Annotated in this window: 18 protein-coding genes and 1 pseudogene; 5 read left to right on the forward strand and 14 right to left on the reverse strand. The window is 64.2% G+C overall.

Annotation, left to right across the window (positions count from 1 at the left end):
- The first annotated feature begins 124 nt into the window (after positions 1-124).
- Complete coding sequence (locus NMQ09_RS08870) at positions 125-1,573, forward strand: DHH family phosphoesterase (RefSeq protein WP_255194228.1); 1,449 nt, start codon at positions 125-127, stop codon at positions 1,571-1,573.
- Between the two features lie 90 nt (positions 1,574-1,663).
- Here NMQ09_RS08870 and NMQ09_RS08875 read toward each other — a convergent pair whose 3' ends face one another.
- The 11 genes from NMQ09_RS08875 to NMQ09_RS08925 form a co-directional block, all read right to left on the reverse strand.
- Positions 1,664-1,957 carry a PRC-barrel domain-containing protein gene (locus NMQ09_RS08875; protein ID WP_255194229.1) on the reverse strand — a complete coding sequence of 98 codons (294 nt, stop codon included), beginning with the start codon at positions 1,955-1,957 and terminating at the stop codon, positions 1,664-1,666.
- A gap of 233 nt (positions 1,958-2,190) precedes the next feature.
- Positions 2,191-3,246 (reverse strand): phosphotransacetylase family protein, encoded by a 1,056-nt coding sequence (locus NMQ09_RS08880; RefSeq protein WP_255194230.1) that lies wholly within the window; start codon positions 3,244-3,246, stop codon positions 2,191-2,193.
- Entirely contained in the window at positions 3,243-5,339 is a 2,097-nt protein-coding gene (locus NMQ09_RS08885; RefSeq protein WP_255194231.1) for an acetate--CoA ligase family protein, read from the reverse strand. Before NMQ09_RS08885 ends, NMQ09_RS08880 begins: the two co-directional genes overlap by 4 nt.
- Before the next feature lie 56 nt (positions 5,340-5,395).
- On the reverse strand, positions 5,396-6,508 hold the full coding sequence (locus tag NMQ09_RS08890; RefSeq protein ID WP_255194232.1) for a metal ABC transporter permease: 1,113 nt from the start codon (positions 6,506-6,508) through the stop codon (positions 5,396-5,398).
- Complete coding sequence (locus NMQ09_RS08895; RefSeq protein ID WP_255194233.1) at positions 6,505-7,248, reverse strand: metal ABC transporter ATP-binding protein; 744 nt, start codon at positions 7,246-7,248, stop codon at positions 6,505-6,507. The genes NMQ09_RS08890 and NMQ09_RS08895 overlap by 4 nt, the downstream gene beginning before the upstream one ends.
- Positions 7,249-7,309: 61 nt before the next feature.
- On the reverse strand, positions 7,310-8,707 hold the full coding sequence (locus NMQ09_RS08900) for a metal ABC transporter substrate-binding protein (RefSeq protein WP_255194234.1): 1,398 nt from the start codon (positions 8,705-8,707) through the stop codon (positions 7,310-7,312).
- A 115-nt stretch (positions 8,708-8,822) separates the two neighbouring features.
- Positions 8,823-9,821, reverse strand: a complete 999-nt coding sequence (locus tag NMQ09_RS08905; RefSeq protein ID WP_255194235.1) for a transposase — start codon at positions 9,819-9,821, stop codon at positions 8,823-8,825.
- A 130-nt stretch (positions 9,822-9,951) separates the two neighbouring features.
- Entirely contained in the window at positions 9,952-10,749 is a 798-nt protein-coding gene (locus NMQ09_RS08910; RefSeq protein ID WP_255194236.1) for a hypothetical protein, read from the reverse strand.
- Positions 10,750-10,966: 217 nt separating this feature from the next.
- Positions 10,967-12,481 carry a tripartite tricarboxylate transporter permease gene (locus NMQ09_RS08915; RefSeq protein WP_255194237.1) on the reverse strand — a complete coding sequence of 505 codons (1,515 nt, stop codon included), beginning with the start codon at positions 12,479-12,481 and terminating at the stop codon, positions 10,967-10,969.
- The gene (locus NMQ09_RS08920; protein ID WP_255194238.1) at positions 12,481-13,335 is read right to left on the reverse strand and encodes a hypothetical protein; all 855 of its coding nucleotides are present in this window, start codon (positions 13,333-13,335) and stop codon (positions 12,481-12,483) included. Before NMQ09_RS08920 ends, NMQ09_RS08915 begins: the two co-directional genes overlap by 1 nt.
- A gap of 174 nt (positions 13,336-13,509) precedes the next feature.
- The gene (locus tag NMQ09_RS08925) at positions 13,510-14,592 is read right to left on the reverse strand and encodes a Bug family tripartite tricarboxylate transporter substrate binding protein (RefSeq protein ID WP_255194239.1); all 1,083 of its coding nucleotides are present in this window, start codon (positions 14,590-14,592) and stop codon (positions 13,510-13,512) included.
- A gap of 310 nt (positions 14,593-14,902) precedes the next feature.
- On the opposite strand from NMQ09_RS08925, the pseudogene NMQ09_RS08930 reads away from it, so the two are divergent.
- Positions 14,903-15,439 (forward strand): annotated as a pseudogene (locus NMQ09_RS08930) (peptidase dimerization domain-containing protein); the annotation flags it as partial.
- Positions 15,440-15,466: 27 nt separating this feature from the next.
- Here the strand turns inward: NMQ09_RS08930 and NMQ09_RS08935 are convergent.
- Positions 15,467-15,943: a YbaK/EbsC family protein gene (locus tag NMQ09_RS08935; protein ID WP_255194241.1), complete on the reverse strand. Its 477-nt coding sequence runs from the start codon at positions 15,941-15,943 to the stop codon at positions 15,467-15,469.
- A 268-nt stretch (positions 15,944-16,211) separates the two neighbouring features.
- Here NMQ09_RS08935 and NMQ09_RS08940 point away from each other — a divergent pair, with 268 nt between their 5' ends.
- The 3 genes from NMQ09_RS08940 (at position 16,212) to asd (ending at position 19,034) form a co-directional block, all read left to right on the forward strand.
- On the forward strand, positions 16,212-17,441 hold the full coding sequence (locus NMQ09_RS08940; RefSeq protein WP_345781286.1) for a cation:proton antiporter: 1,230 nt from the start codon (positions 16,212-16,214) through the stop codon (positions 17,439-17,441).
- Between the two features lie 187 nt (positions 17,442-17,628).
- Positions 17,629-17,820, forward strand: a complete 192-nt coding sequence (locus NMQ09_RS08945; RefSeq protein WP_255194242.1) for a 30S ribosomal protein S17e — start codon at positions 17,629-17,631, stop codon at positions 17,818-17,820.
- Between the two features lie 179 nt (positions 17,821-17,999).
- Positions 18,000-19,034, forward strand: coding sequence for an aspartate-semialdehyde dehydrogenase (gene asd, locus NMQ09_RS08950; RefSeq protein WP_255194243.1), 1,035 nt, complete (start codon positions 18,000-18,002; stop codon positions 19,032-19,034).
- A 1-nt stretch (position 19,035) separates the two neighbouring features.
- Here asd and NMQ09_RS08955 read toward each other — a convergent pair whose 3' ends face one another.
- Positions 19,036-19,461, reverse strand: a complete 426-nt coding sequence (locus tag NMQ09_RS08955) for a universal stress protein (RefSeq protein ID WP_255194244.1) — start codon at positions 19,459-19,461, stop codon at positions 19,036-19,038.
- A 54-nt stretch (positions 19,462-19,515) separates the two neighbouring features.
- Entirely contained in the window at positions 19,516-20,484 is a 969-nt protein-coding gene (locus tag NMQ09_RS08960; RefSeq protein ID WP_255194245.1) for a D-2-hydroxyacid dehydrogenase, read from the reverse strand.
- Between the last annotated feature and the right edge of the window lie 13 nt (positions 20,485-20,497).

Raw genomic sequence — 20,497 nt, forward strand, 5'->3', positions numbered from 1 at the left:
AGGTGGCGGTTTGCATTGCGATGCCACTGCAAACCGATCACGTCACGTGGTCTTCACCCTCGGCGCACCAAAACGTAACAGTCTTCGGGAGCGTTAAGTACACCGGGTTCGACCCTTCGGCAACATGAACACGGGGGTTACCATCTCGTCGACGTCCGACTACGCTATCCTGGGGTGCGGGAGCGTCGGCTACGCCGTCGCGGAGGAGCTCGTCGAGCAAGGGAAAGACGTGCTCATCGTCGACCGCGATGAGGGCCGCGTCGAATCGCTTCGGGATCAGGACCTCGACGCCCGGGCTGCCGACATCCAGGAACGGGAGGCCGCCGAGCTGGTCGTCGACCGGAGCGTCGTCCTCATCCTCGCCTCTGACGTCGAGGCCAACAAACGGGCTGTCGAGAACATCCTCGAGCTAGACGGCGACCAGTTCGTCGTCGCGCGCGCGAGCGATCCCGTCTCCGGGGACGAACTGTCCGACCTCGGCGCCGACGTCGTCATCAACCCGTCGGCGGTGATCGCCGACTCCGCCCTGCGAGCGCTCGAGTCGGGCGAACTCGAGTACAACGCCGCCCAGCTCGCCGAACTCCTCGAGGAGACGTCGGGTCGGCTGGCAATCGTCACCCAGGACAGCCCCGACCCGGACTCGATCGCCAGTGCGGCGGCCATCCAGGCGATCGCCGATCACCTCGGCGTCGAGGCCGACATCATCTACCTCGGCGATGTCGGCCACCAGGAGAACCGGGCGTTCGTCAACCTCCTGGGCATCGACCTGCTCCGGTGGGACGACCTCGAGGATCGGTCGGTGTACGACACGGTCGCGCTGGTCGATCACGCCGTCTCCGGCGAGATGGACCTCGAGGTCGACATCGTGATCGATCACAACGAGCCGGCCGACGAACTCGAGCCGGCGTTCGTCGACGTTCGGCCGAACATGTCCTCGACGTCGACGATCATGACGAAGTACATCCAGGAGTTCGACGTCAACGTCTCAGAGGAGGTGGCGACGGCGCTTCTGTACGGCATCCGCGCCGAAACCCTGGATTTCAAACGCGATACGACGCCCGCGGACCTCACCGCGGCGGCCTACCTCTACCCGTTCGCGAACCACGACACCCTAGAGCAGGTGGAGTCGCCGTCGATGTCGCCCGAGACCCTCGACGTCCTCGCGGAGGCGATCGCCAATCGGGACGTCCAGGGCAGCCACCTCGTCAGCAACGCCGGCTTCGTTCGCGACCGGGAGGCGCTCACCCAGGCGGCGAATCACCTGCTCAATCTCGAGGGGGTGACGACGACCGCGGTGTTCGGCATCGCCGAGGAGACGATTTTCCTCGCGGCTCGGTCGAAGGACATCCGCATGAACATCGGCAACGTGCTGGAGGACGCCTACGGCGAGATCGGGGAGGCAGCTGGCCACTCACAACAGGGGAGCGCGGAGATTCCGCTCGGGATCTTCACCGGCATCGAGATCTCTGACGACACGCGGGAAACCCTGTTGAATCTCACTGAGGAGGCGGTCAAACGGACGCTGTTCGACGCGATGGGCGTCGACGGGAGCGAGGGATCGAACGGCTCCTAGGGGCGATTCGTCGACCACGGGAGACAGAAAAGCTCCGTTATCGTCGTAATCGCTCGAGTGGAGGCGCTGGAGTGGTTCGGACCCTGTCGCTCAGGCGATGATCTCCTCTTCTTCCTCGTCGGGTTCACGGACGCGCTCGACGACCTCGTTGACGATGATGACGTCGCCGACGGCTCGAACCCACCGGTAGGGGACGATGACGCCCTGGCCGCGGCCCGTCACGTCGCCGAAGAGTTCGCGGTTTACGTTCCCCAGCGCAAGTCCGGTGACTGCCTGGCCGTCGAGATTCAGTCGCAAGTCCTCGACCTCGCCGACGTAGACGCCGCCGTTCGAGTAGACTTCCCGGCCGACGAGACTCGTTATCTCCTGCGGTGTATCGTCCATATCCAGAGTCATGCGGGGTAGCGTAATAATTCTTGGTCAGACGACGGTCGTGCGCTCGAGGACGTCGACCCGTAGAGTCGGCCGCCGGTTCACCCGGACGGTCCGTCCTCGAGTTCCGTAACCGGGAACGCCGTCGGCTCCAGTTCAGACGGATTACCGGACCGGTTTACTGGCGCAACCGCGGCCCCACTGCGGTTGCGCCGGAACTGACGTACAGCGTACAGCGGCCCGTATCAGTCGTGGAGGATGGCGTCGACGTTCGCGTGGTCGACGAGCAACGACTCCATCTCCGCGACGGTTCGTTCGTCCCGCGTCCGTCCGCTGCGGACGACGTCCTCTGCGCGTTCGACGGTCGTCAGCGTCTCCGTCTGGACCAGCAGGATTGGCACGCCTTTCTCTGCGGCCTGGCCGACGATCGCTCCCGAGGGACGGTGGCCGCCAGTGAGGATGAGACACTTGATGCCAGGCGCCTCGAGCGCCGCCCGGTGGATCTCGGCGCGATCGCCGCCGGTGATCACCGCCGCGTTCTTCGTCCGACGGAAGTGGCGGAGGGCGCTGTCGGCACCCATCGCGCCGACGGTGAACCGCTCGACATAGTCGTCGAGCCCCTCCTCGACGAGGGTCGCCGCGCCGAGTTCGTCCGCGAGGTCGCCGACGGTGACGCCCGCGAGCGTTCGTTCCCGGGGTAACACGCCGTGAACCGCGATCTCCCGTCCTTCGAGGAAGGGGACGACGTCGGTCTCGAGTTCGTCGAAGGCGGCGTCGGCGACGTTGTTGAACAGGACGCCGTCTAAGCGATCGCCGAATCGCCGGGTCGCGGCGAGGACGTCGTCGACGTCGCCGGGCGTCCCGTAGGGGGCGATCAGCAGGACGCGCGCGTCGAGCAGCTCGGCGACGTCCGGGTCGGTGAGGTCGACGATGCCGCCGAGCTCGAATCGGCCGCCACCCTCGATCAGCATCCGGTCGCGACCGTCGGCGAGCGTCTCGAACGCCTCGCGGACGCGCTCGCGGATCGCGTCGGGTTCCTCGCGGCCGCGGATCGCCTGCTGGATGAACGTCGGTGAGTAGACCACCGGTTCCAGATCGGCGATTTCGGCGTCGAGCCCGAGGACGTCGCTCGCGAGCAGCGGGTCCTCGTCTAAGGTCTTGCCGACGCTGCTCTCGAGTCTGGTCCCTTTGGGTTTCATGTAGCCGACGCTGTCGCCGTCCTCGCGGGCCAGTCGCGCGAGGGCGAGCGCCACCGCCGTCTTGCCGGTACTTTCTTGCAGTGAGGTGACGAGTGTATTCATAGCTTCTCCGTGTCGAGTGTGATGACGAGGTCGAGTGCCTGTACGCCGTCTCCGGTCGCCGCCAGCGGGTTCACGTCGAGTTCGACGATCGCCGGGAAGTCGGTCACGAGCTGGGAGAGCCGCTGGATGGTCTCGACGACCGCGTCGACGTCGGCGGGTTCTCGCCCGCGCGCGCCGCCCAACAGCGGGGCGGCCCGGATCTCGTCGACCATCTCCCGGGCCTCCCCCTCGCCGATCGGGGCCACGCGAACCGACGTGTCCTCGAGTATCTCGACGAAGATGCCGCCGAGGCCAAAGAGCAAGAGCGGCCCGAACTGCGGGTCGCGGTTCATCCCGACGATCGTCTCGGTCGCACCCTCGAGGTCGACTTTCTCCTGGACCTGGACGCCGAGCAGCTGGGCGTCGGGCTGGTAGTTGCGTGCCCGCGAGACCAGGTCCTCGTAGGCGTCTGCCACCTCCTCGTCGGGGACGCCGATCTTGACGCCGCCGATGTCCACCTTGTGGGCGATGTCCGGGCTGACGATCTTCATGACGACGTCGCCCTCGATCGACTCGGCGACGGCCACGGCGTCGTCGGGGTCGTCGACCACCTCGCTCTCCGGGATCGAAATCCCGTAGCACTCGAGCAGCTCCATCGCCTCGATGCCCAGCTGGTTGCCCTCGCGCTCTGTGACCCACTCGAGGATCTCGCGGGCGCGCTCGCGGTCGACGTCGAACGTCGTCGGCTCCTCGACCTCGCGTCGGCGGACGTCACGGTACCGGGCGAGGGCGTCGAGTCCAGAGACGGCCCGCGCGGGGTCGAAGTAGTTCGGGATGGCGAACTCCCGGAGGACAGTTTCGGCGGCGCGTGACCGGTCGCCCCCCATGAAGGAGGTGACGACCGGTTTTCCGTGCTCGGTCTGGCGTTCGATCACGGCCTCGGCGAGCCGGTCGTACTCGAGCACCGCCGTCGGCGCGGTGACGACGACCGCACTGCCCACGTTGGGGTCTGCGAGTGCGACGTCGAGTGCGTCGTCGAACCGTGACACGTCCGCGTCGCCGATGACGTCGATCGGGTTGTAGACGTTCGCCTCCTCGGGGAGTGCGTCCCTGAGCGCGTCGATCGTCCGGTCGGCGAACGACGCCATCTCGAGGGCCGAGTCGCCGACGGCGTCGGTGGTCAGCACGCCGGGGCCGCCGGCGTTCGTGACGACGGCGACGCCATCGGTTTCGGGTTCTGGGAGTCCCGACAACGCCCGCGCCCAGTCGAACAGTTCCTGGACGGAGTGTGCACGCAGGACGCCGGCCTGCTCGAGGCCCGCCTCGTAAGCCTGCTCGCTACCGGCGATGGCCCCCGTGTGCGAGGAGGCGGCCTGCGCGCCGGCGCTGGTGCGGCCGGACTTGACGAGGATGACCGGCGTCTCCTCGGTCACCTCGCGGGTGACGTCGACGAACGTCCGGCCGTCGTCGATCCCCTCGAGGTAGCCGATGACGACGTCGACGTCCGGATCGTCACCCCACTCGCGGACGAAGTCGGTCTCGTCGAGGACGGCCTTGTTGCCGAGGGAGACGACGTGGCGAAAGCCGAGTTCCTGTTCGACCGCCCAGTCGAGGACGGCCGTGACGAACGCGCCCGACTGGCTCATAAAGGAGATCGAGCCCTCGAGTGGCGTCTCCGGGCCGAAGGAGGCGTTCATCTGGACGGGGGTGCTCATGATCCCGAGGCAGTTCGGCCCGACGACGTTCAGGTCGTACTCGGCGGCGACCTCGCGGAGTTCGCGCTCTCGCGTCGCGCCCTCGCCGCCGGTTTCGCTAAATCCGGCCGTGATGACGACGACGTGTTCGATGCCTTCCTCGCCGATTTCGCGGAGCACGCCGTTTACCACCGGGGGCGGGACGACGACGACCGCGAGGTCGACCGACGGCGCACTGGTGACGTCGGGGTAACACGGCAGTCCGAGGAGTTCGTCGCGATCGGGATTGACGGGGACGACCGTTCCCGAGAACTCCGTCTGGAGGTTCTCGAGGATCGCTCGGCCGACGGATCCTTCGCGGTCGGTCGCGCCGACCACGGCGACGGTCTCGGCTGTGAACAGCTCCGATAGCCTTCCCATCGTCGATACTCTCTCTCGGCGACGAGTTAAACCTGCCCCCTCGGTGACACTGACACTCAGTGAATCGAGATCGAGGTCCCGGAGCGATCCGAGAGGAGGATCGAGAACAGGTAGATCACGATGGCGACGACGACGATCGACCCGCCCGGCGGGAGGCTCTGGCTGATCGAGAACGCGAGCCCGCCGTGGATCGATAGCTGGCCGATCAGGATCGAGAGGAACAGTGTCTCCCGGAAGCTGTGTGCGACTTGGGAGGCGGCCGCGACCGGGATGACGAGCATCGCCGCGACGAGGATCACCCCCAGGATCTGCATCGCGCCGACGACCACGACCGCAGTCATGACGATGAGCAAGGTGTTGTACCGGTCGACGTTGAGCCGTGCGACGCGAGCGGCCTGCTCGTCGAACGTGATAAAGAGCAGTTGCTTGTAGGTCACGGCGACGACGGCGACGACGGCGACGCTGAGGACGGCCACCATCCGTGCGCCCTCGACGGTGACGATCGCCAGGCTCCCGAACAGAAAGTGCTCGATGTTGATCGCCATCGCGGCGAAGTCCCGTCCCCAGCTAATGAGCAACGTACCGACCGCGAAACTCCCGCTCAGGACGATCGCGATCGGGACGTCGCCGTAGGTGTTCGTCCGTTCGGTCAACCATTGGAGTCCGAGTGCCCCGAGTGCACTCACCACGAGCGCGACGAACAGCAACGAGCCGCTCCAGCCCGTCACCGCGACGAACAACAGACCGACCGCGACGCCCGCAAACGCCGTGTGTGCAAGCGTTTCGCCAATCAGCGCCATCTGTCGGTGAACCAGATAGGTCCCGACCAGCGGGGCGACGATCCCGATCAATACACCGGTCGCGATCGCCCGCCACGTGATCGGGTGGCGAAAGACGTTCGTGCCGAGATAGACGTCCATCCACGCTCCGGCGATCAGAAACTGGTTGAACACCCACTCCGCATAGGGGCCGACGATAGCCCAGTCAGGGGCAAAACGCAGCCAGTCGAGGACGATAAAGCCGATCATCGCGGCGGCGAGTACCCCCGTCGCGACGATCCCGGCGAACTCGAGGCGTTCCCGTCCCGAGTTCCCGAGGAACCACTCGAGGCGGCCGACGACGCGGTCGCCGGATGCAGTGTTTTCGTCGGATCGTGTGTCCAGGCTCATGGGTGATCGTGTTCGACGACGCCGTGGGCCGCGCCGTAGGCCTCCGCTAAGGCATCGCTCTCGAGGAACGAGACGGTGTCTCCGTGGTGGTACAGTTCCTTGTTGATACAGGCGATCTTGCTCACGTGCTTGGTGAGGACGTCGATGTCGTGTTCGATGAGGATGATCGTGATTCCTTCCCGATTGAGGTCGTCGAGCAAGCCGTAGAACCGATCGCGGGACTCGGCGTCGACGCCGACGGTTGGCTCGTCCAGCGCAAGCAGGTCGGCTTCGGAGGCCAGCGCCCGGGCGATAAAGGCACGCTGGCGCTGCCCACCCGAGAGCTGGTTGATCCGCCGATCAGCCAGGTCGGAGACCTCGACCGTCCGAAGGGCATCGTCGACGATCTCGTAATCGGACTCCCGCAGCCGGGAGTGACCGACGTGGGCGAACCGCCCCATCGTCACCGCCTCGCGGACGGTGATCGGCATCGTCCCGCCCCTGTCGGTCGACCGCTGAGCGACGTAGCCGATGCGCTCGCCGTCCTCGAACGCCTGGGCCGGCTGGCCGAACAGTTCGACGGTGCCGCTGTCGGGCTGTTGGAGACCGAGCATGAGGTGTAATAGCGTCGTCTTGCCCGAGCCGTTCGGGCCGATCAACCCGAGGAAATCGCCCTGCTCGACGGACAGCGAGATGTCTTCGACGGCGAGTTTCTCGCCGTAGGCGAACGTAACGTCCTCGACGGTGACGGCCGGATTCACGGTGATCGTACTTGAGTCTCGAGTGTCGTGCGGTTTAGTCCTTCTATCTCTCCGTCCATCGTCACTCCTCGACACCCAGTGCTTTCTCGAGTGAGGGGATGTTCACTTCCTCCATCTGTTCGACCCACCCCCAGTCCTGCTCGGCCCAGGCGTGGGTCGTTCCCTCGGCGGGACTGAGCGGTTCGGCGTCGGTCGCAGAACTGTTCTCAAGCAGCATCCGGGCCGCGCTGGGCAGTTCCTCGTCGTCTGGGGTCTCGAATGGATCGTAGAGGATCGTGTCGATGCCGTGTTCCTCGACGACGTCGATCATGTCGGCGACGTCGTCGAGAGATTCGGCGGCGTCGGGTGTGACACCCACGGGAGTGTGTAACTCGAAGTCGTACCGCCGTTCGACGTACTGGAACGAATCGTGAGCGACGAAGACCGCGACCTCACGCGCTGCGTTCTCTGTGAGTTCCTCGAACTGTCGGTCGACGTCGGCGAGCCGTTCTTTGTACTCGTCGGCGTTTTCGGCGAACAGGTCGGCGTTGTCGGGATCGACCTCCGCGAGGCCGTCCGCGATGGTGTCGACGACCCGTTGTGCGAGGACGGGGTCGGCCCAGACGTGTGGGTCGTGGAACTCACTCGCGCCGTCGTCGTCGATCTCGTCGACCACCTCGACGCTCATCGGTGCCTCGTCGGTCTCGTAGACGATTTCGCCGTCGTGTCGAAGCTGGAAGACGATCTCCGTCTCCCCCGTCTCGTAGCCGATCAACGCGACGGAGTCGCCGTGGGACTCGACCTCGAGGACGTCCTCCGGCGCGCCCTCGGCCAGCCGCGCGTCGAACTGGAAGGGCTCGTTCGGTCCGAGCGGAACCACACGCTCCCGGTTGTCCCTGAAGACGGCCCCGATCGGGACGCTGTCGTCGACGGGAACGTCGGGCACGCCGCCGTGCCAGTGATCGATGTGCCAGTAGCCCAGCTGGTCGTTCGATCGGAGGTCGTAGAAGTCAAAACGATCTCGAGAGACGTCGTCGGGATCGAACTCGTGGTCGTGGTCGGGTTCGGGCAGCGAATCGCCGTCTCCACCGTCGAACGGGATCAGGTGCGGCCCCATCCCCTCGAGACCGTCGATGATCTCGACCTCGCCTTCGTAGTCACGCTCTAAGTCCGAGACCACGTCCTGGGCCCAGGAGAACTCGGGCGTGTCGAAATAGATGAACACCTTACTCGAGGCAATCTCCGGCGCGAGATTACCATCTGGCTCCCAGCCGTGCCCCATCTCTCCCGTTTCGACGGGATTTTCGAAGTCGATCTCGTCGCCAGCGATCTGGTTCGCCCAGTCCCAGAGCGCGAAAAAGGCGGCGTATCCACCCTCGCCGCTGGCGCCCTCGAAGGGATCGCTCAGACAGCCGGCGAAGGCCCCAATCCCCGCGGCACCCACACCGCTCTTGAGGACTGATCGCCGTGTGAAATCCATATCAGTAGATACGGACTCGAGGTTAAAAGGGTTGTTATCTCCCCAGGTTTATTTAATAAAGCGGCCAGATAGCGAAGGATCGGTTACTAACCTCGAGGGTGTCATACAATTCATCTCATACCACGAGCTTGGTTCGGCCCGGATTTTCGCCCTGTTCGTAGTTCGTGATTGCGACGATCACTCGGAGACACAATCCAAGGAACGCTTGTACTCGCGCATGGACGCGGCCTCGGGCGCGCAGCGTCCCGAGGCCGCAGTCTGAACACGCTCCAAACGTTCGCTCAACTTGCGTTCGTCGCTTGTATGTCTCAGCGAGGATCGAACGCTTGAGCGTCACATCCTCGGTGAATTCGCTGATTCGGTTTTCGACGCGGTATTCGATATCGAGCGGTTCGCTGGTGTTTCGTGGGTTGTACGGGGCGATCGGCACGACTCCTGCTTCCAGCAGGAAGTCGTGCCAATCGAGGATGTCGTAGCCACTGTCTCCAAGCATCCAGATCGGCTGTTTGACGGCGAGCGCGTCACGTGTGACGCGCATCGCCGTCTCCTTCGAGGCCTGTTTCGCCTGCGTAAACTCCGCTGCAATCGGAATCTTTGGCCCTGCCGAAACAATCGTGAGACCGAACCCGTAGTAGTAGGCTTCGGCCGTTGGATCGTAGTTCCACGACGCGTCATCGTTCCACGCAAGGGCTTCGAGATCGGTTGAATCGATCCGGAAGGTAGAGTCGAGCAGGCCGCAGGTAGCGGCCTGCTCGACGAGGCGACTGAACACGTCGTCAACGACCAGTCCGAGGTCAGTGAGGAAGCGATCGACCGCGTCTCTCGGCGGCGGTCGATCGAACCCACAGCTGAGCCAGACGGCCGTGTTTTGGAGTTCTCGGGTGACAGGACGAGGCCCGTAGATTCCCTTGTAGTAGCAGTGAAGAAAGCCTTTGAACAGTTCTGGCGGGTGATGATCTCGTGTTCGCCCCCGACGAGCGGGGGCGAACACGTCATACTCGCTGAGAAAGTCAAAGTCGAGGTACTCAAAGAGCGGAAGTGTCTCGACAGCCACGAGATTAAAGAACTCGTCTATCCAAGGCTCATCTTGCAGGGTTTGAGTGCTGCTGGACACGGCTTCTCAACCCTGCCCTTTCGTGTGCGACGTATTCTATGACACCCTCAACCTCCGTTAGCTGTGGTATCCCGAGACGGCCAGTCGAAACGACTGTCGGGTGACGGGTGCCGTCGGGGAACGACGGTGGTCAGTTGTCGCCGGTGAGCCTGAGCACTGCTCGGCCGTCGTGGAGCTCGACGACGTAGTACTCCTCGATGTAGCCACACTGCTCGACCTCGTCCGTCTCGTACTCGACGTGGCCCTCGACGACTTCGATCGCACCGGCGACGTCGGAGAAGAACGCGATCTTGTCGCCGTCGTGGTCGTGATCGTGGTCGTCGTGGCCGTGATCGTCGTGGTGGTCGTGATCGTCGTGGTGGTCGTCGTGGTGGTCGTGATCGTCGTGGTGGTCGTCGTGGTCGTGGTCGTCGTGGTGATCGTCGTGACCGTGGTCGTGGTCGTCGTGGTGATCGTCGTGACCGTGGTCGTGGTCGTCGTGACCGTTGGCCTCGAACACGACGTAGCCGTTTTCGCCTTCGATCGTGACCTCGAAGGGCTGGTGGGTGTCCGAGAACGTCGGTGCATCGTCTTCGGAGCCACCGGCCGTGAGCGGTTCGCGGTCGTCGAACTCCATGTGCCCGCAGGCGTGGTCGATGTCGTGGTCGCTCAGCGCGTGGTCGTCGTGGTGGTGGTCGTCGTGATCGTCGTCGTGATGGTGGTCGTCGTGATCGTCGTCGTGATGGTGGTCGTGCCCGCCAGCACCCTCCGCGAGAATTGTCACGACCGATTCCTCGGCTTCGTCACCGTTCCCGTCGCCGTTCTCGTCGCCGTTCTCGTCGCCGTTCTCGTCGTCGTCACCGAGACAGCCAGCCATTCCGAGCGCAGCGAGCGAACCGGACGTTGCGAGTACCTTCCGTCGCGTCGTGAAACGTGGATCGGCAGTCATTGTTACCCTCTATACGTACGGTGTAACATGCTTGGTAATCAAGTTGGCGATTTTAATAACTGCGCTTCGAAGCCCCCATCGACACGGAACGCACAGTCGTAGACTGCGAACGCTCGGCCAGGGGTCGATTTCCTTGCTGGTCACCGACACACTGATCGATATGCCCGGTGGACGGCGGTGATCTGAAAATTGCGCGCTGAAAACGCGTAATTCGATCTCAGGACGAGCGCAGGCTCGTGATACCTCGCTTGATGAACGGTCCGAACAGCAACGCGAAGATCATGATCGACAGCACCAGCGAGAGCCACCGACCGTACTCGAGCGGGTTGATGAAGATCATGTACGAACCGTCCGAGAGGTGCAAGGCGGTGCGGAGGTTGTCCTCGGCGATGTCCCCGAGGACCACCCCGAGGACGAACGCGATCACCGAGTAGTTGTACCGCACCATGTAGAAGCCGATCACGCCGAAGACGATGATCGTCACGATGTCGATCGGGTTGATCCGTAAGGCGTAGGTCCCGAGGAACGAGAGGACGACGACCATCGGGATGATGTAGTCGGTGTCGATCTTCGTGAGGTAGCCCAGCCGGGTGACCGCCAGCAGTCCGAACGCGAGGATGACCACGTTACCGACCAGCAGTGCCAGTAACATCGTGTAGGTCAGCTGTAGTTCCTGATTGGCGTCGAACATCTGGATGCCGGGCTGGACGCCGTGCATGAGGAAGCCGCCGATGAGGACCGCAGTCGACGAACTCCCCGGAATGCCAAAGGAGATGGCCGGCACGAGCGATCCGGCGACCGTCCCGTTGTTTGACGCCTCGGAAGCGACGACGCCGACTTCGTTACCGGACCCGAACGAATCGGGATCGCTCGACGCTCGAACGGCTTCGGAGTACGCCACGAAGTTCGAGACCGTCGCGCCAGCGCCCGGGATCGCACCGACGATCATTCCAATCATCCCCGACTTGATCACCGTGACCGGCCGCGTGACCGTCGAGACGATCCCGTCGGTGATCCCTTCCCGGTTGATCGTGACGCTGCCTTCTGCGATTCCTCCCTCCTGACCGGCGAGTTTCATCATCTCGGCGATCGCGAACAGGCCGATGAGCACCGCGACGAAGTCGATTCCGTCGAAGAGCAACAGCGAATCGGTGTATCGCATGTCCATCGCGATCGGCTGGGCGGAGCCGATCGTCGTGATCAGTAACCCCGCCACACCGGCGAGCAGCCCCTTCGCGAACGAGCCGCGGGTGATGACCGTAATCATCGAGAGCCCGAGCAAAGCCACGAGGAACCGTTCGGGGGTCCCGACCGCGAGCACCATCTCGATCAGAAACGGTGAGAACAGGATGAGTGCAGTGATCGTGAACAGACCGGCAAAGGCGGAGGCGGTCGCCGAGATCGACAGCGCCGTCGCCGCTCGCCCCTGTTTCGACATCGGATAGCCGTCGAACATCGTCGCCGCCGAGGAGGACACCCCCGGCGTGTTGATCAGGATCGCGGCGATCGAGCCACCGTACATCGAACCGCTGTAGACGCCGACTAACAGGATGAGCGCGTCCGCTGCCTCGAGCGGGAGCGTCATCGGCAGGATAATCGCCATCCCGAGCGGTGGGCCGAGTCCCGGGAGTCCGCCGACGATGATGCCGACGATGACGCCGGCGAGTAGCCAGATGATCGTCTCGAACGTGAACAGCGCGAACGTGGCGTCGATGAACGTTTCGAGGGCCATTAGACGATCACCCCCAGTCCGAGGAGATCGACGGCGTACACGGAGAGGCCGATGAGGTCATCCGGTGGCGTCGGCTCCCAGCCCGTCCACCAGCCTTCGGAGACGTCACTCTGAATGATGTCGTAGAACAGATAGGCAGTCACGAAGCTCACCAGGACGAGTGCGGCCGCTCTGATCGCGTCCATTCGCGCCCACAGCGCCCACGCAGCGACGAAGATCGGCGTCGCGTACAGCATCCCGATCGTGAACGTCAACAGCATGTATCCGATACACAGCAAGCCGGTGACGATCGGGCCTTTCGGGTCGTCGATTTCGTAGACGTACATGGCGCCCGAGTCCGCTTCGTCTTCTTCCTCCGCTTTTTCTTCCTCTTGCGCAGGAACGTCGACGTCGTCGTCCCCGAGGATCTGCATCGGCTCGGCGACGAACGACTCGGCGGATTCACCGACGCGTTCTCTGAACGCGACTGCGCTGATCAGCAACGGTGCACCGACGACGAGCCGGAACAATCCACTGCCGTCGTCCACGAACGCCGTTCCGCCGGTGTAGAGCGCGTAGATGCCGAGCCCCGCGACGAGCACCGGTGCGACGATCTTCAGGTAGTTCCTGGTGAGGATCAGGAACGACAGAATTGCCGTTGCCCCGGCCATGAGCTGTGGGAACTCGGCTGCGGTATCGGAGAACTCGCGAGCGCCCCAGTACATGTACACGCCGGTGACGAAGAACAACAGCAACAGCACGTGTTCCATCGTCGGTCGTTCGCGTAGCACCTTCTCCCCGACGTCGAGAATACTTTCCAACGCTGGCGGAAGCTTGGGCTGTGCGCCGTCTACGGTCGATTCATCCTGTGCCATTGTGCCATCAAACTCGTTAGAGAGGTGTTTGAAACCATTTCCGAACCCCCGGCGCCAACCGAGCACCGTACTGTCGTCGTAAGGAACACTGTGTTATTTGGTAACAATACCATCGTGACCTTCGTTCGCTACTGTTGCTGCACGATGAAAGGTGTTACGAGAGGCAGTGGCCCTTTATTCGTCGGCCATCGCCAGGAACTCGTCGAAGCCGCCGACGACCGCTTCAACCTGCGATTCCTGCTGTTCGACGATGCCAAACCACGCCTCTTCGGCTGCATCCATGTCGCCGTACTGGAGGATGTTGCCCGTCTCTTCGGCCCACGCCTGGGCGTCGTCGGAGTTGACACCCGCCTCCATAGCCTCGGAGATTGCCTGGCGCTCTTCTTCCGGGGTTCCAGCGGGTGCGACCTGCGTCTGCTGGAACTCGGTGATCCAGGCCAGACTGTCTCCGTAGTTGGAAATCTGGTCGATGTCCGGCCACGTGTCGGTGAGGTCGACGTCCATGAGGTTGACGACGGTGTACGCCTCGCCACCCTGCTCTGCGTTCATCGCGGAGGTGTTCGTGGCGAAGCCAGCGGCCACCTCACCGGACTGGACTGCCTCTGCGGTCGGTCCACCGCCGTCGTACGGAACGGCCGTGTCGTACTCGAGACCGTAGTCCTCCCGGAGCACGAGGGTCGTGAAGTGGCTGTCACTCCCCATCCCCTGGTAGCCGAAGCCGGAGATGTCGCCGTCCTGGTAGGCGTCCCGAAGTGCGCCGTAGTCTTCGATCCCGTGTTCCTCGCCGATGTCGCGGTTGACGATGAGCGTGTAGCCGAACGTGCCGATGGTGCTGATCGGCTCGAAGTCGTCCTCGATGTGGAAGTCGAGTCCGATGTCCGCGTTCTGGGCGGCCCAGGTGAAGTGCGCACCGACGGAGTTGATCGTCCCGAAGGTGTAGCCGTCGTTGTCCTGGGTGGCAAGCCAGTCGGAGCCAGCCATGCTGCCGGCACCAGGCCGGTTGTCGATGTCGATCGACTCACCGATGTGGTCGGCCGCGCCCGGCTGGACCTGGCGAGCGTAGGTGTCCGTCCCGCCACCCTCGGACCACGGGATCATCCACGTCAGCGTGTCCGACGGGAAGTCCGGATCCGATTCGGCACCGTTGCCGGTGTCGTCACCGTCATCGTCGTCGCCGTTTCCGAGACAACCAGCGAACCCGCTGATACCCACGGCCGTTGCAACCCCTGCTGATTTTAGGAAGGTACGTCTTTCCATACCATTTGCTTGGTAGTGCAAAGAGTATATAAAACCTTCTAATCAGGAACTTCGGGAAGTCGTAGAGATTGTAAACTCAATAGCAATTCTTGATATCCGAAAATATGCCGTTCATTAATCAGTCGGATAACGAACCGAACGTCTTATTACTCCCATTATTGCAGGAAAATCAACCTGATCTGTCCGAACGATATTCACTCCTCAACCCTACAGCCTAAGATACTATTTATAAGATCATGACACTAATAAGACATTTATCTGGCCTGCTATTGCCATCTACAATTCTTTAAATAGGGGCGAGAACGCATCGTCGAACAGTGGTGTCACACTCGCCGGCGATCTCTACGTTCAGAGTACCATCGAGGAGGAGGCCGGCGGCGTCGGCGGACTCCTCTCGGTCCTCGAGCGCGGCTACGTGCCCGACGCGGCGATCATCCCTGAGCCGTTCAGGCTGCCGAACGTCGGTATCGCGAGTGCGGGCGTGATGTTCTTCGACCTGACGATTCCCGGAAAGAAAGCCCACGCCGCATGGGGGCACCAGGGCGTCAGCGCCCTCGAGAAAGCCTGCCTCGTCGTCGAAGCGCTGGACGAGCTGAACGCACAGCGACAGCCAACTATCGACTTTCCGCCCGCGTACGGGGCGGACCCTTCACTCGAGGGACACGTGACGAACATCAACCTCGACGAGCGGTTCTACCAGCGCTACTACGACGTTCCGGTCGTCACCACCGGACCCTACGGCCCGAACCTCCACGGCGTCGACGAGTACACCACGGTCACCTCGCTGCTCGAGACTGCCCAGACGCTGGCGTGCTCGGTGATCGATTACTGCGGACTCGCGGAGTGAAATCGGTGTCTAGACGTTCGCTCGCGGCTATTCGGTGACCGGGTTCGGCTCGGCGCTGGCGAGTTCGCACAACGTCTCGGGCTCGATGGGAAAGACTGCCGTCGGCGTTCCCGCGGCCGCCCACACCGTCTCGTGGTCGAGCAACGTCTCGTCCATCAGGACGGGCACGTCACTCTCGTGAGCGAACGGTGGCACGCCGCCGATCGACCAGCCGAGCGTCTCCTTGATCCGGTCGGCGTCAGCCATCTCGACGGCCTCGGCGGCGACGCCGAAGTGGTCCGCGAGCGCGGCTTCGCTGACGCGATTGGCTCCGCTGGTCACGGCCACGACGAGCTCGCCGTCGACGGCGAACGCGAGCGAACTCGCGATCTGGGCGACGTCACAGCCGACGGCCTCGGCCGCGTCGGCCGCCGTCTTCGTCCCCTCGGGGAACTCCTCGACGTCGGGCTCGAACCGGTACTCGCTTCGCACCTGTTCGGCGAATTCGACTGCGCGCGGGTGCATCGGCTCGAGTCTCGAACGCATGGATCGAAAAGGTACTGGTTCGGGCACCGGCTGCCGAGGCGAGCCGGAGTCGCTCCGCCGCCGGAGACGACGGGGTCGAAGAGATCCACCTCCGGCGACAAGCGGTTTTGTCGGTAGGAGTGGTACGTCTGTGGTGAGCGTGGTAGAACGCATCGTCTCGGTCGTGAATTCTCGTGACCGCTGGGGGATCGTCACCCCCTCCGGCGAGTATTACGCCGAAGGTCACAGTTCGGGAGGTCGGTGACCGGTGTCTATCCACGTCGATCCCGGCCTCGTCGCGCTCGTCGCGGCCATCGTCGGCCTCGGCGTCGGAGCCCAGTTCCTCGCCGCGAAGTACCGCGTCCCCAGCGTGCTGTTCCTCATCGTCGCGGGACTCGCGATCGGCCCCGAGGGACTTGGCATCATTACGGCCGACACCTTCGGGGAAGCACTCTCGACCATCGTCGGGGTAAGCGTCGCCATCATCGTCTTCGAGGGGTCGTTTCGACTCGAGGTCGAAACCCTCCGAAACGCGCCGCGGGCAGTCTGGTGGTTGATCACGGTCGGTGCAGCGATAGCGTTCCTCGGGACTGCCCTGACCGTGCGGCTCCTGCTCGGTGCGAGCTGGGATGTCTCGCTGCTCGTCGGCGCGCTCCTGGTCGCGACCGGCCCGACGGTTATCGCGCCGATTCTTGCAGTAGTCCCCGTCCGAGAGGCAGTCGCGACGACCCTCGAGACCGAGGGCATCGTCAACGACGTCACCGCTGCGATCCTCGCAATCGTCCTCTTCAAGGCGATGACGGCCCAGGAACTCGCGCCGAGGGGGTACGTCCTCCTGTTTGCAGAGCGGCTCGGTATGGGGGCTCTCACCGGCCTCGTGGTCGCGGCCGTCGTCTGGTACCTCCTCACACAGGTCGACCTCCCGTCCCCGGCAGCGCCACAGGTGGCCCGGTTGCTCACGCTGGCCGCGGCCGTCGTCGCATTCGCGATCGCGGACTCGGTGTTCTCGGAGGCCGGGATCGCGGCCGCCGCCACCGCTGGATTCACCCTCGGGAACCTCGACCTGCCCCACCGGGAGTCCATCCTGCAATTCAAACAGGACGTGACGTTGCTCGTCCTCTCGTTCGTGTTTATCACGCTCGCGGCGTTGCTCGAGTTCGCGGAACTGCTTGCGCTCGGCGTCGCCGGACTCGCGGTAGTCGCCGTGTTGATGATGTTCCTCCGCCCGCTGATCGTCCTCCTCTCGACGGCCGGTGGCGGGTTTTCGATCCGCGAGCGGCTGTTCATCAGCTTCGTCGGTCCCCGGGGAATTATCCCCGCGTCAGTCGCGACCCTGTTCGCTATCCGTCTTCAGACGGAGACACCTCCTTCGGACCCTGCAGGTGCCGACATCCTGCTCGGCACGGTCTTTCTCGTCATCCTCGTGACGGTCGTCCTCGAGGCGGGCTTTGCGAGACAGTTCGCGGCCGCACTCGGGGTGATTCAGTCCGACGATTGAGACGGATCGCTGTGACGACGTCCCGGTGCAACCGCGACCCTGGGGAAGTTGCGTCGGAACTGACAACGGCCTGCATGGGTCGTGCTGCCGTCTTCGAGTGGATATCGGCGTGTGGCCGTACTTCGAACGGTGCGGCCAGACGCCCCGTATCGCAGTACATAAGAGTCTCTGGAAGGAACCCCCAGACATGGCAATCAAACCGGCCTACGTCAAAAAGACGGGAAACGTCCTCCTCGAGCGATACCCCGACGCCTTCACGACCGATTTCGAGCAGAACAAAGACAGCGTCGAAAAGCTGACGAACGTCGAATCGAAGGGCGTCCGCAACCGCATCGCGGGCTACGTCACCCGCAAGAAGAGCGCGCAGATTCCGGCATAAACAGACATTCTCGTCTCGAGACAATTGCTCGAGTGGCGACGCCGGTCCTCCCGGACCGACGTGCTCGCGGCCGCCGTCGACGACGGTCGGGCCCTCGCCACGGCCGTCCTGTTCCGGCAAATATCGACCGTGCGAACCATATCCAAACCGTTTTCAGCACCCACGACTGAAGCCCGTCAATGGCAGTACGCGTAGGCATACTCGGCGCAACTGGCGCCGTTGGACAGCGACTGATCGGCATGCTCGACCCGCACCCGGACTTCGAGATCGCCGCGCTCACCGCGAGCGACTCGAGCGCGGGGTCGAAGTACCGCGACGTGGCCAAGTGGCGCGTCGACAGCCCCATCCCCGAGGACGTCGCCGAGATGACCGTCTCCGCGACCGACCCCGACGAGGTCTCAGACGACGTCGACCTCATCTTCTCGTCGCTCCCCTCGAGCGTCGGCGCGGCGGTCGAACCCGACTTCTGTGAGGCGGGCTACGTCGTCTCCTCGAACTCCTCGAACGCCCGGATGGCCGAGGACGTCCCCCTGATCATCCCCGAAGTGAACGCCGACCACCTCGACCTCCTCGAGATCCAGCGCGACGAACGCGGCTGGGACGGTGCGCTCGTGAAGAACCCGAACTGTTCGACGATCACGTTCGTCCCCACGCTCGCCGCCCTCGAGGAGTTCGGCCTCGAGCGCGTCCACGTCGCGACCCTCCAGGCGGTGTCGGGTGCGGGCTACGACGGCGTCACCTCGATGGAGATCATCGACAACGCCATCCCCCACATCGGCAGCGAGGAGGAGAAACTCGAGACCGAGTCGAAGAAGTTACTCGGCAGCTTCGACGGCGCGGAACTCGACTACCACGACGTCGAGGTCGGGGCCTCCTGTAACCGCATCCCAACGCTCGACGGCCACCTCGAGAACGTCTTCGTCGAGACCGCCGAGGAGCTCTCGCCCGAGCAGGCCGCCGACGCCATGCGCGAGTACGCCGGCCTCGAGCTCCACTCATCGCCGGACCAGCTCATCGAGGTCTTCGAGGAGCCCGACCGTCCACAGCCACGACTCGACCGCACGCTCGGCGACGGCATGAAGATCTCCGTCGGCGGCATCCGCGAGTCCACGTTCGGCCTGCAGTACAACTGCCTGGCCCACAACACGATGCGCGGTGCAGCGGGCGCCAGCGTGCTCAACGGCGAGCTGTTGCTCGAGAACGGCTACCTCTAACTCAGTCCTGCGGCAACGCCACCACGGGGACCGACGCCTCCCGAACCAGCCGCCGGGCGACGTCGCCCGTGAGCAGTTCGGTGATTCGCCGTCCCTCCCGCGGGATGAACGCGATCGCGTCGGCGTTCCACTCCCCGGCGGCCTCGAAGATCGTCTCGACGACGTCGGTTCCGAACCGGACCTCCGTCTCGACGGTCGCGTCCGTGGCCTCGAGCGGCCCACGTGCGCGCTCGAAGACGGCCTCGGCGTACTCTTTCCGCTGGCCCATCGGCGCCTTGTCGATGCCGCCGCCGGCCTTCTCGACGACGTGGACGACGACGACCGTGCTGGTCGGGCCGAGCCGCTGCACGAGCGACGAGGCGGTCCGCTCGGCGTCGTCGGGATCGGCTGCCGGGACGATCACGCGTCCATCGAATGTGAGCGTCATCGTCGGCTCTTCGACGTGACTACCTATAAATCTCCGACGGACGATGGTTGACGACTACGGGAGAACCTGGTTCTCGAGCCCTTCCGAGGAGCCCGTCTCGCGGATGCGCTCGACGTTTCGCGCGACGATGTCGGCAAGTCGGTCGTAGTAGCGAGGCGTGTGCCCGGAGTTGTGCGGCGTGATCTGGACGTTTTCGAACCCCCACAGCGGGTGGTCTTCGGGCAACGGCTCGGGATCGGTGACGTCCAGCGACGCCCCACGGATCATATTCGAGCGCAGCGCGCTCACGAGCTCGTCGGTGTCGACGACCGGTCCACGGGCGACGTTCACCAGCACCGCCTCCGGCGGGAGCGTGACGAACGCGTCGGCGTCGATCAGCCCCCGCGTCTCGTCGGTCAGCGGACAGGCGAGCACGAGGTAGTCGGTGCGGGCGAGGGCCGCCTCGAGCGCCTCGTCGTCGAAGCCGATCACCTCGTCCGTCGGCCCGCCCTTCTCCGGGGAGTATCGAACGCCGATCGTCTCGACGCCGAACGGTTCGAGCCGGGCCGCGACCGACGTCCCGATCGCACCCAGGCCGACGATCGTCACTGTCGACCCCTGCAGTTCGTGGGCCTGGTAGTGACGCCACTCCCGCCGGCGCTGCTGGCGCGCGGCGACGTGGAACCGACGGGTGAATCGCAGCATCGCTCCGAGCACGTGCTCGCCGATGTTCGGCCCGTGGACGCCCGACGCGTTCGTCACCGTGACGTCGCGCTCGGCGAGGCGCTCGAGCGGGAGGTGACCCGTTCCGGCGTACGCGCACGCGAAGACCTCGAGTTCGTCGGCCGCCTCGAGGAGCGCTTCCTCGAGCGTCATTCCCGTGACGAAGCGGGCGCTCTGGATCGCGTCGCGCTCTTCGGTCGGCGTTCGGGCGAGCCGGACGGTCGTCTCGGGGAGGCGACTGCTGATCGCGGCCGCGTACTCCTCGACCGGCATTCCGTGCGTCCCCCGTCGAAGGACGAGGACGTCGAGTTCGTCGGACATACGGGAGTCGATG

Origin of the sequence: Natronobeatus ordinarius (genome assembly GCF_024362485.1) — an archaeon.
GTDB classification, from domain to species: Archaea; Halobacteriota; Halobacteria; order Halobacteriales; family Natrialbaceae; genus Natronobeatus; species Natronobeatus ordinarius.

Bases quoted from the DNA above. Each gene is read 5' to 3' on its own strand.
- NMQ09_RS08870 (WP_255194228.1), top strand. From the start codon at position 125: ATGAACACGGGGGTTACCATCTCGTCGACGTCCGACTACGCTATCCTG.
- NMQ09_RS08875 (WP_255194229.1), bottom strand. From the start codon at position 1,957: ATGGACGATACACCGCAGGAGATAACGAGTCTCGTCGGCCGGGAAGTC.
- NMQ09_RS08880 (WP_255194230.1), bottom strand. From the start codon at position 3,246: ATGAATACACTCGTCACCTCACTGCAAGAAAGTACCGGCAAGACGGCG.
- NMQ09_RS08885 (WP_255194231.1), bottom strand. From the start codon at position 5,339: ATGGGAAGGCTATCGGAGCTGTTCACAGCCGAGACCGTCGCCGTGGTC.
- NMQ09_RS08890 (WP_255194232.1), bottom strand. From the start codon at position 6,508: ATGAGCCTGGACACACGATCCGACGAAAACACTGCATCCGGCGACCGC.
- NMQ09_RS08900 (WP_255194234.1), bottom strand. From the start codon at position 8,707: ATGGATTTCACACGGCGATCAGTCCTCAAGAGCGGTGTGGGTGCCGCG.
- NMQ09_RS08910 (WP_255194236.1), bottom strand. From the start codon at position 10,749: ATGACTGCCGATCCACGTTTCACGACGCGACGGAAGGTACTCGCAACG.
- NMQ09_RS08915 (WP_255194237.1), bottom strand. From the start codon at position 12,481: ATGGCCCTCGAAACGTTCATCGACGCCACGTTCGCGCTGTTCACGTTC.
- NMQ09_RS08920 (WP_255194238.1), bottom strand. From the start codon at position 13,335: ATGGCACAGGATGAATCGACCGTAGACGGCGCACAGCCCAAGCTTCCG.
- NMQ09_RS08925 (WP_255194239.1), bottom strand. From the start codon at position 14,592: ATGGAAAGACGTACCTTCCTAAAATCAGCAGGGGTTGCAACGGCCGTG.
- NMQ09_RS08935 (WP_255194241.1), bottom strand. From the start codon at position 15,943: ATGCACCCGCGCGCAGTCGAATTCGCCGAACAGGTGCGAAGCGAGTAC.
- NMQ09_RS08945 (WP_255194242.1), top strand. From the start codon at position 17,629: ATGGCAATCAAACCGGCCTACGTCAAAAAGACGGGAAACGTCCTCCTC.
- asd (WP_255194243.1), top strand. From the start codon at position 18,000: ATGGCAGTACGCGTAGGCATACTCGGCGCAACTGGCGCCGTTGGACAG.
- NMQ09_RS08955 (WP_255194244.1), bottom strand. From the start codon at position 19,461: ATGACGCTCACATTCGATGGACGCGTGATCGTCCCGGCAGCCGATCCC.
- NMQ09_RS08960 (WP_255194245.1), bottom strand. From the start codon at position 20,484: ATGTCCGACGAACTCGACGTCCTCGTCCTTCGACGGGGGACGCACGGA.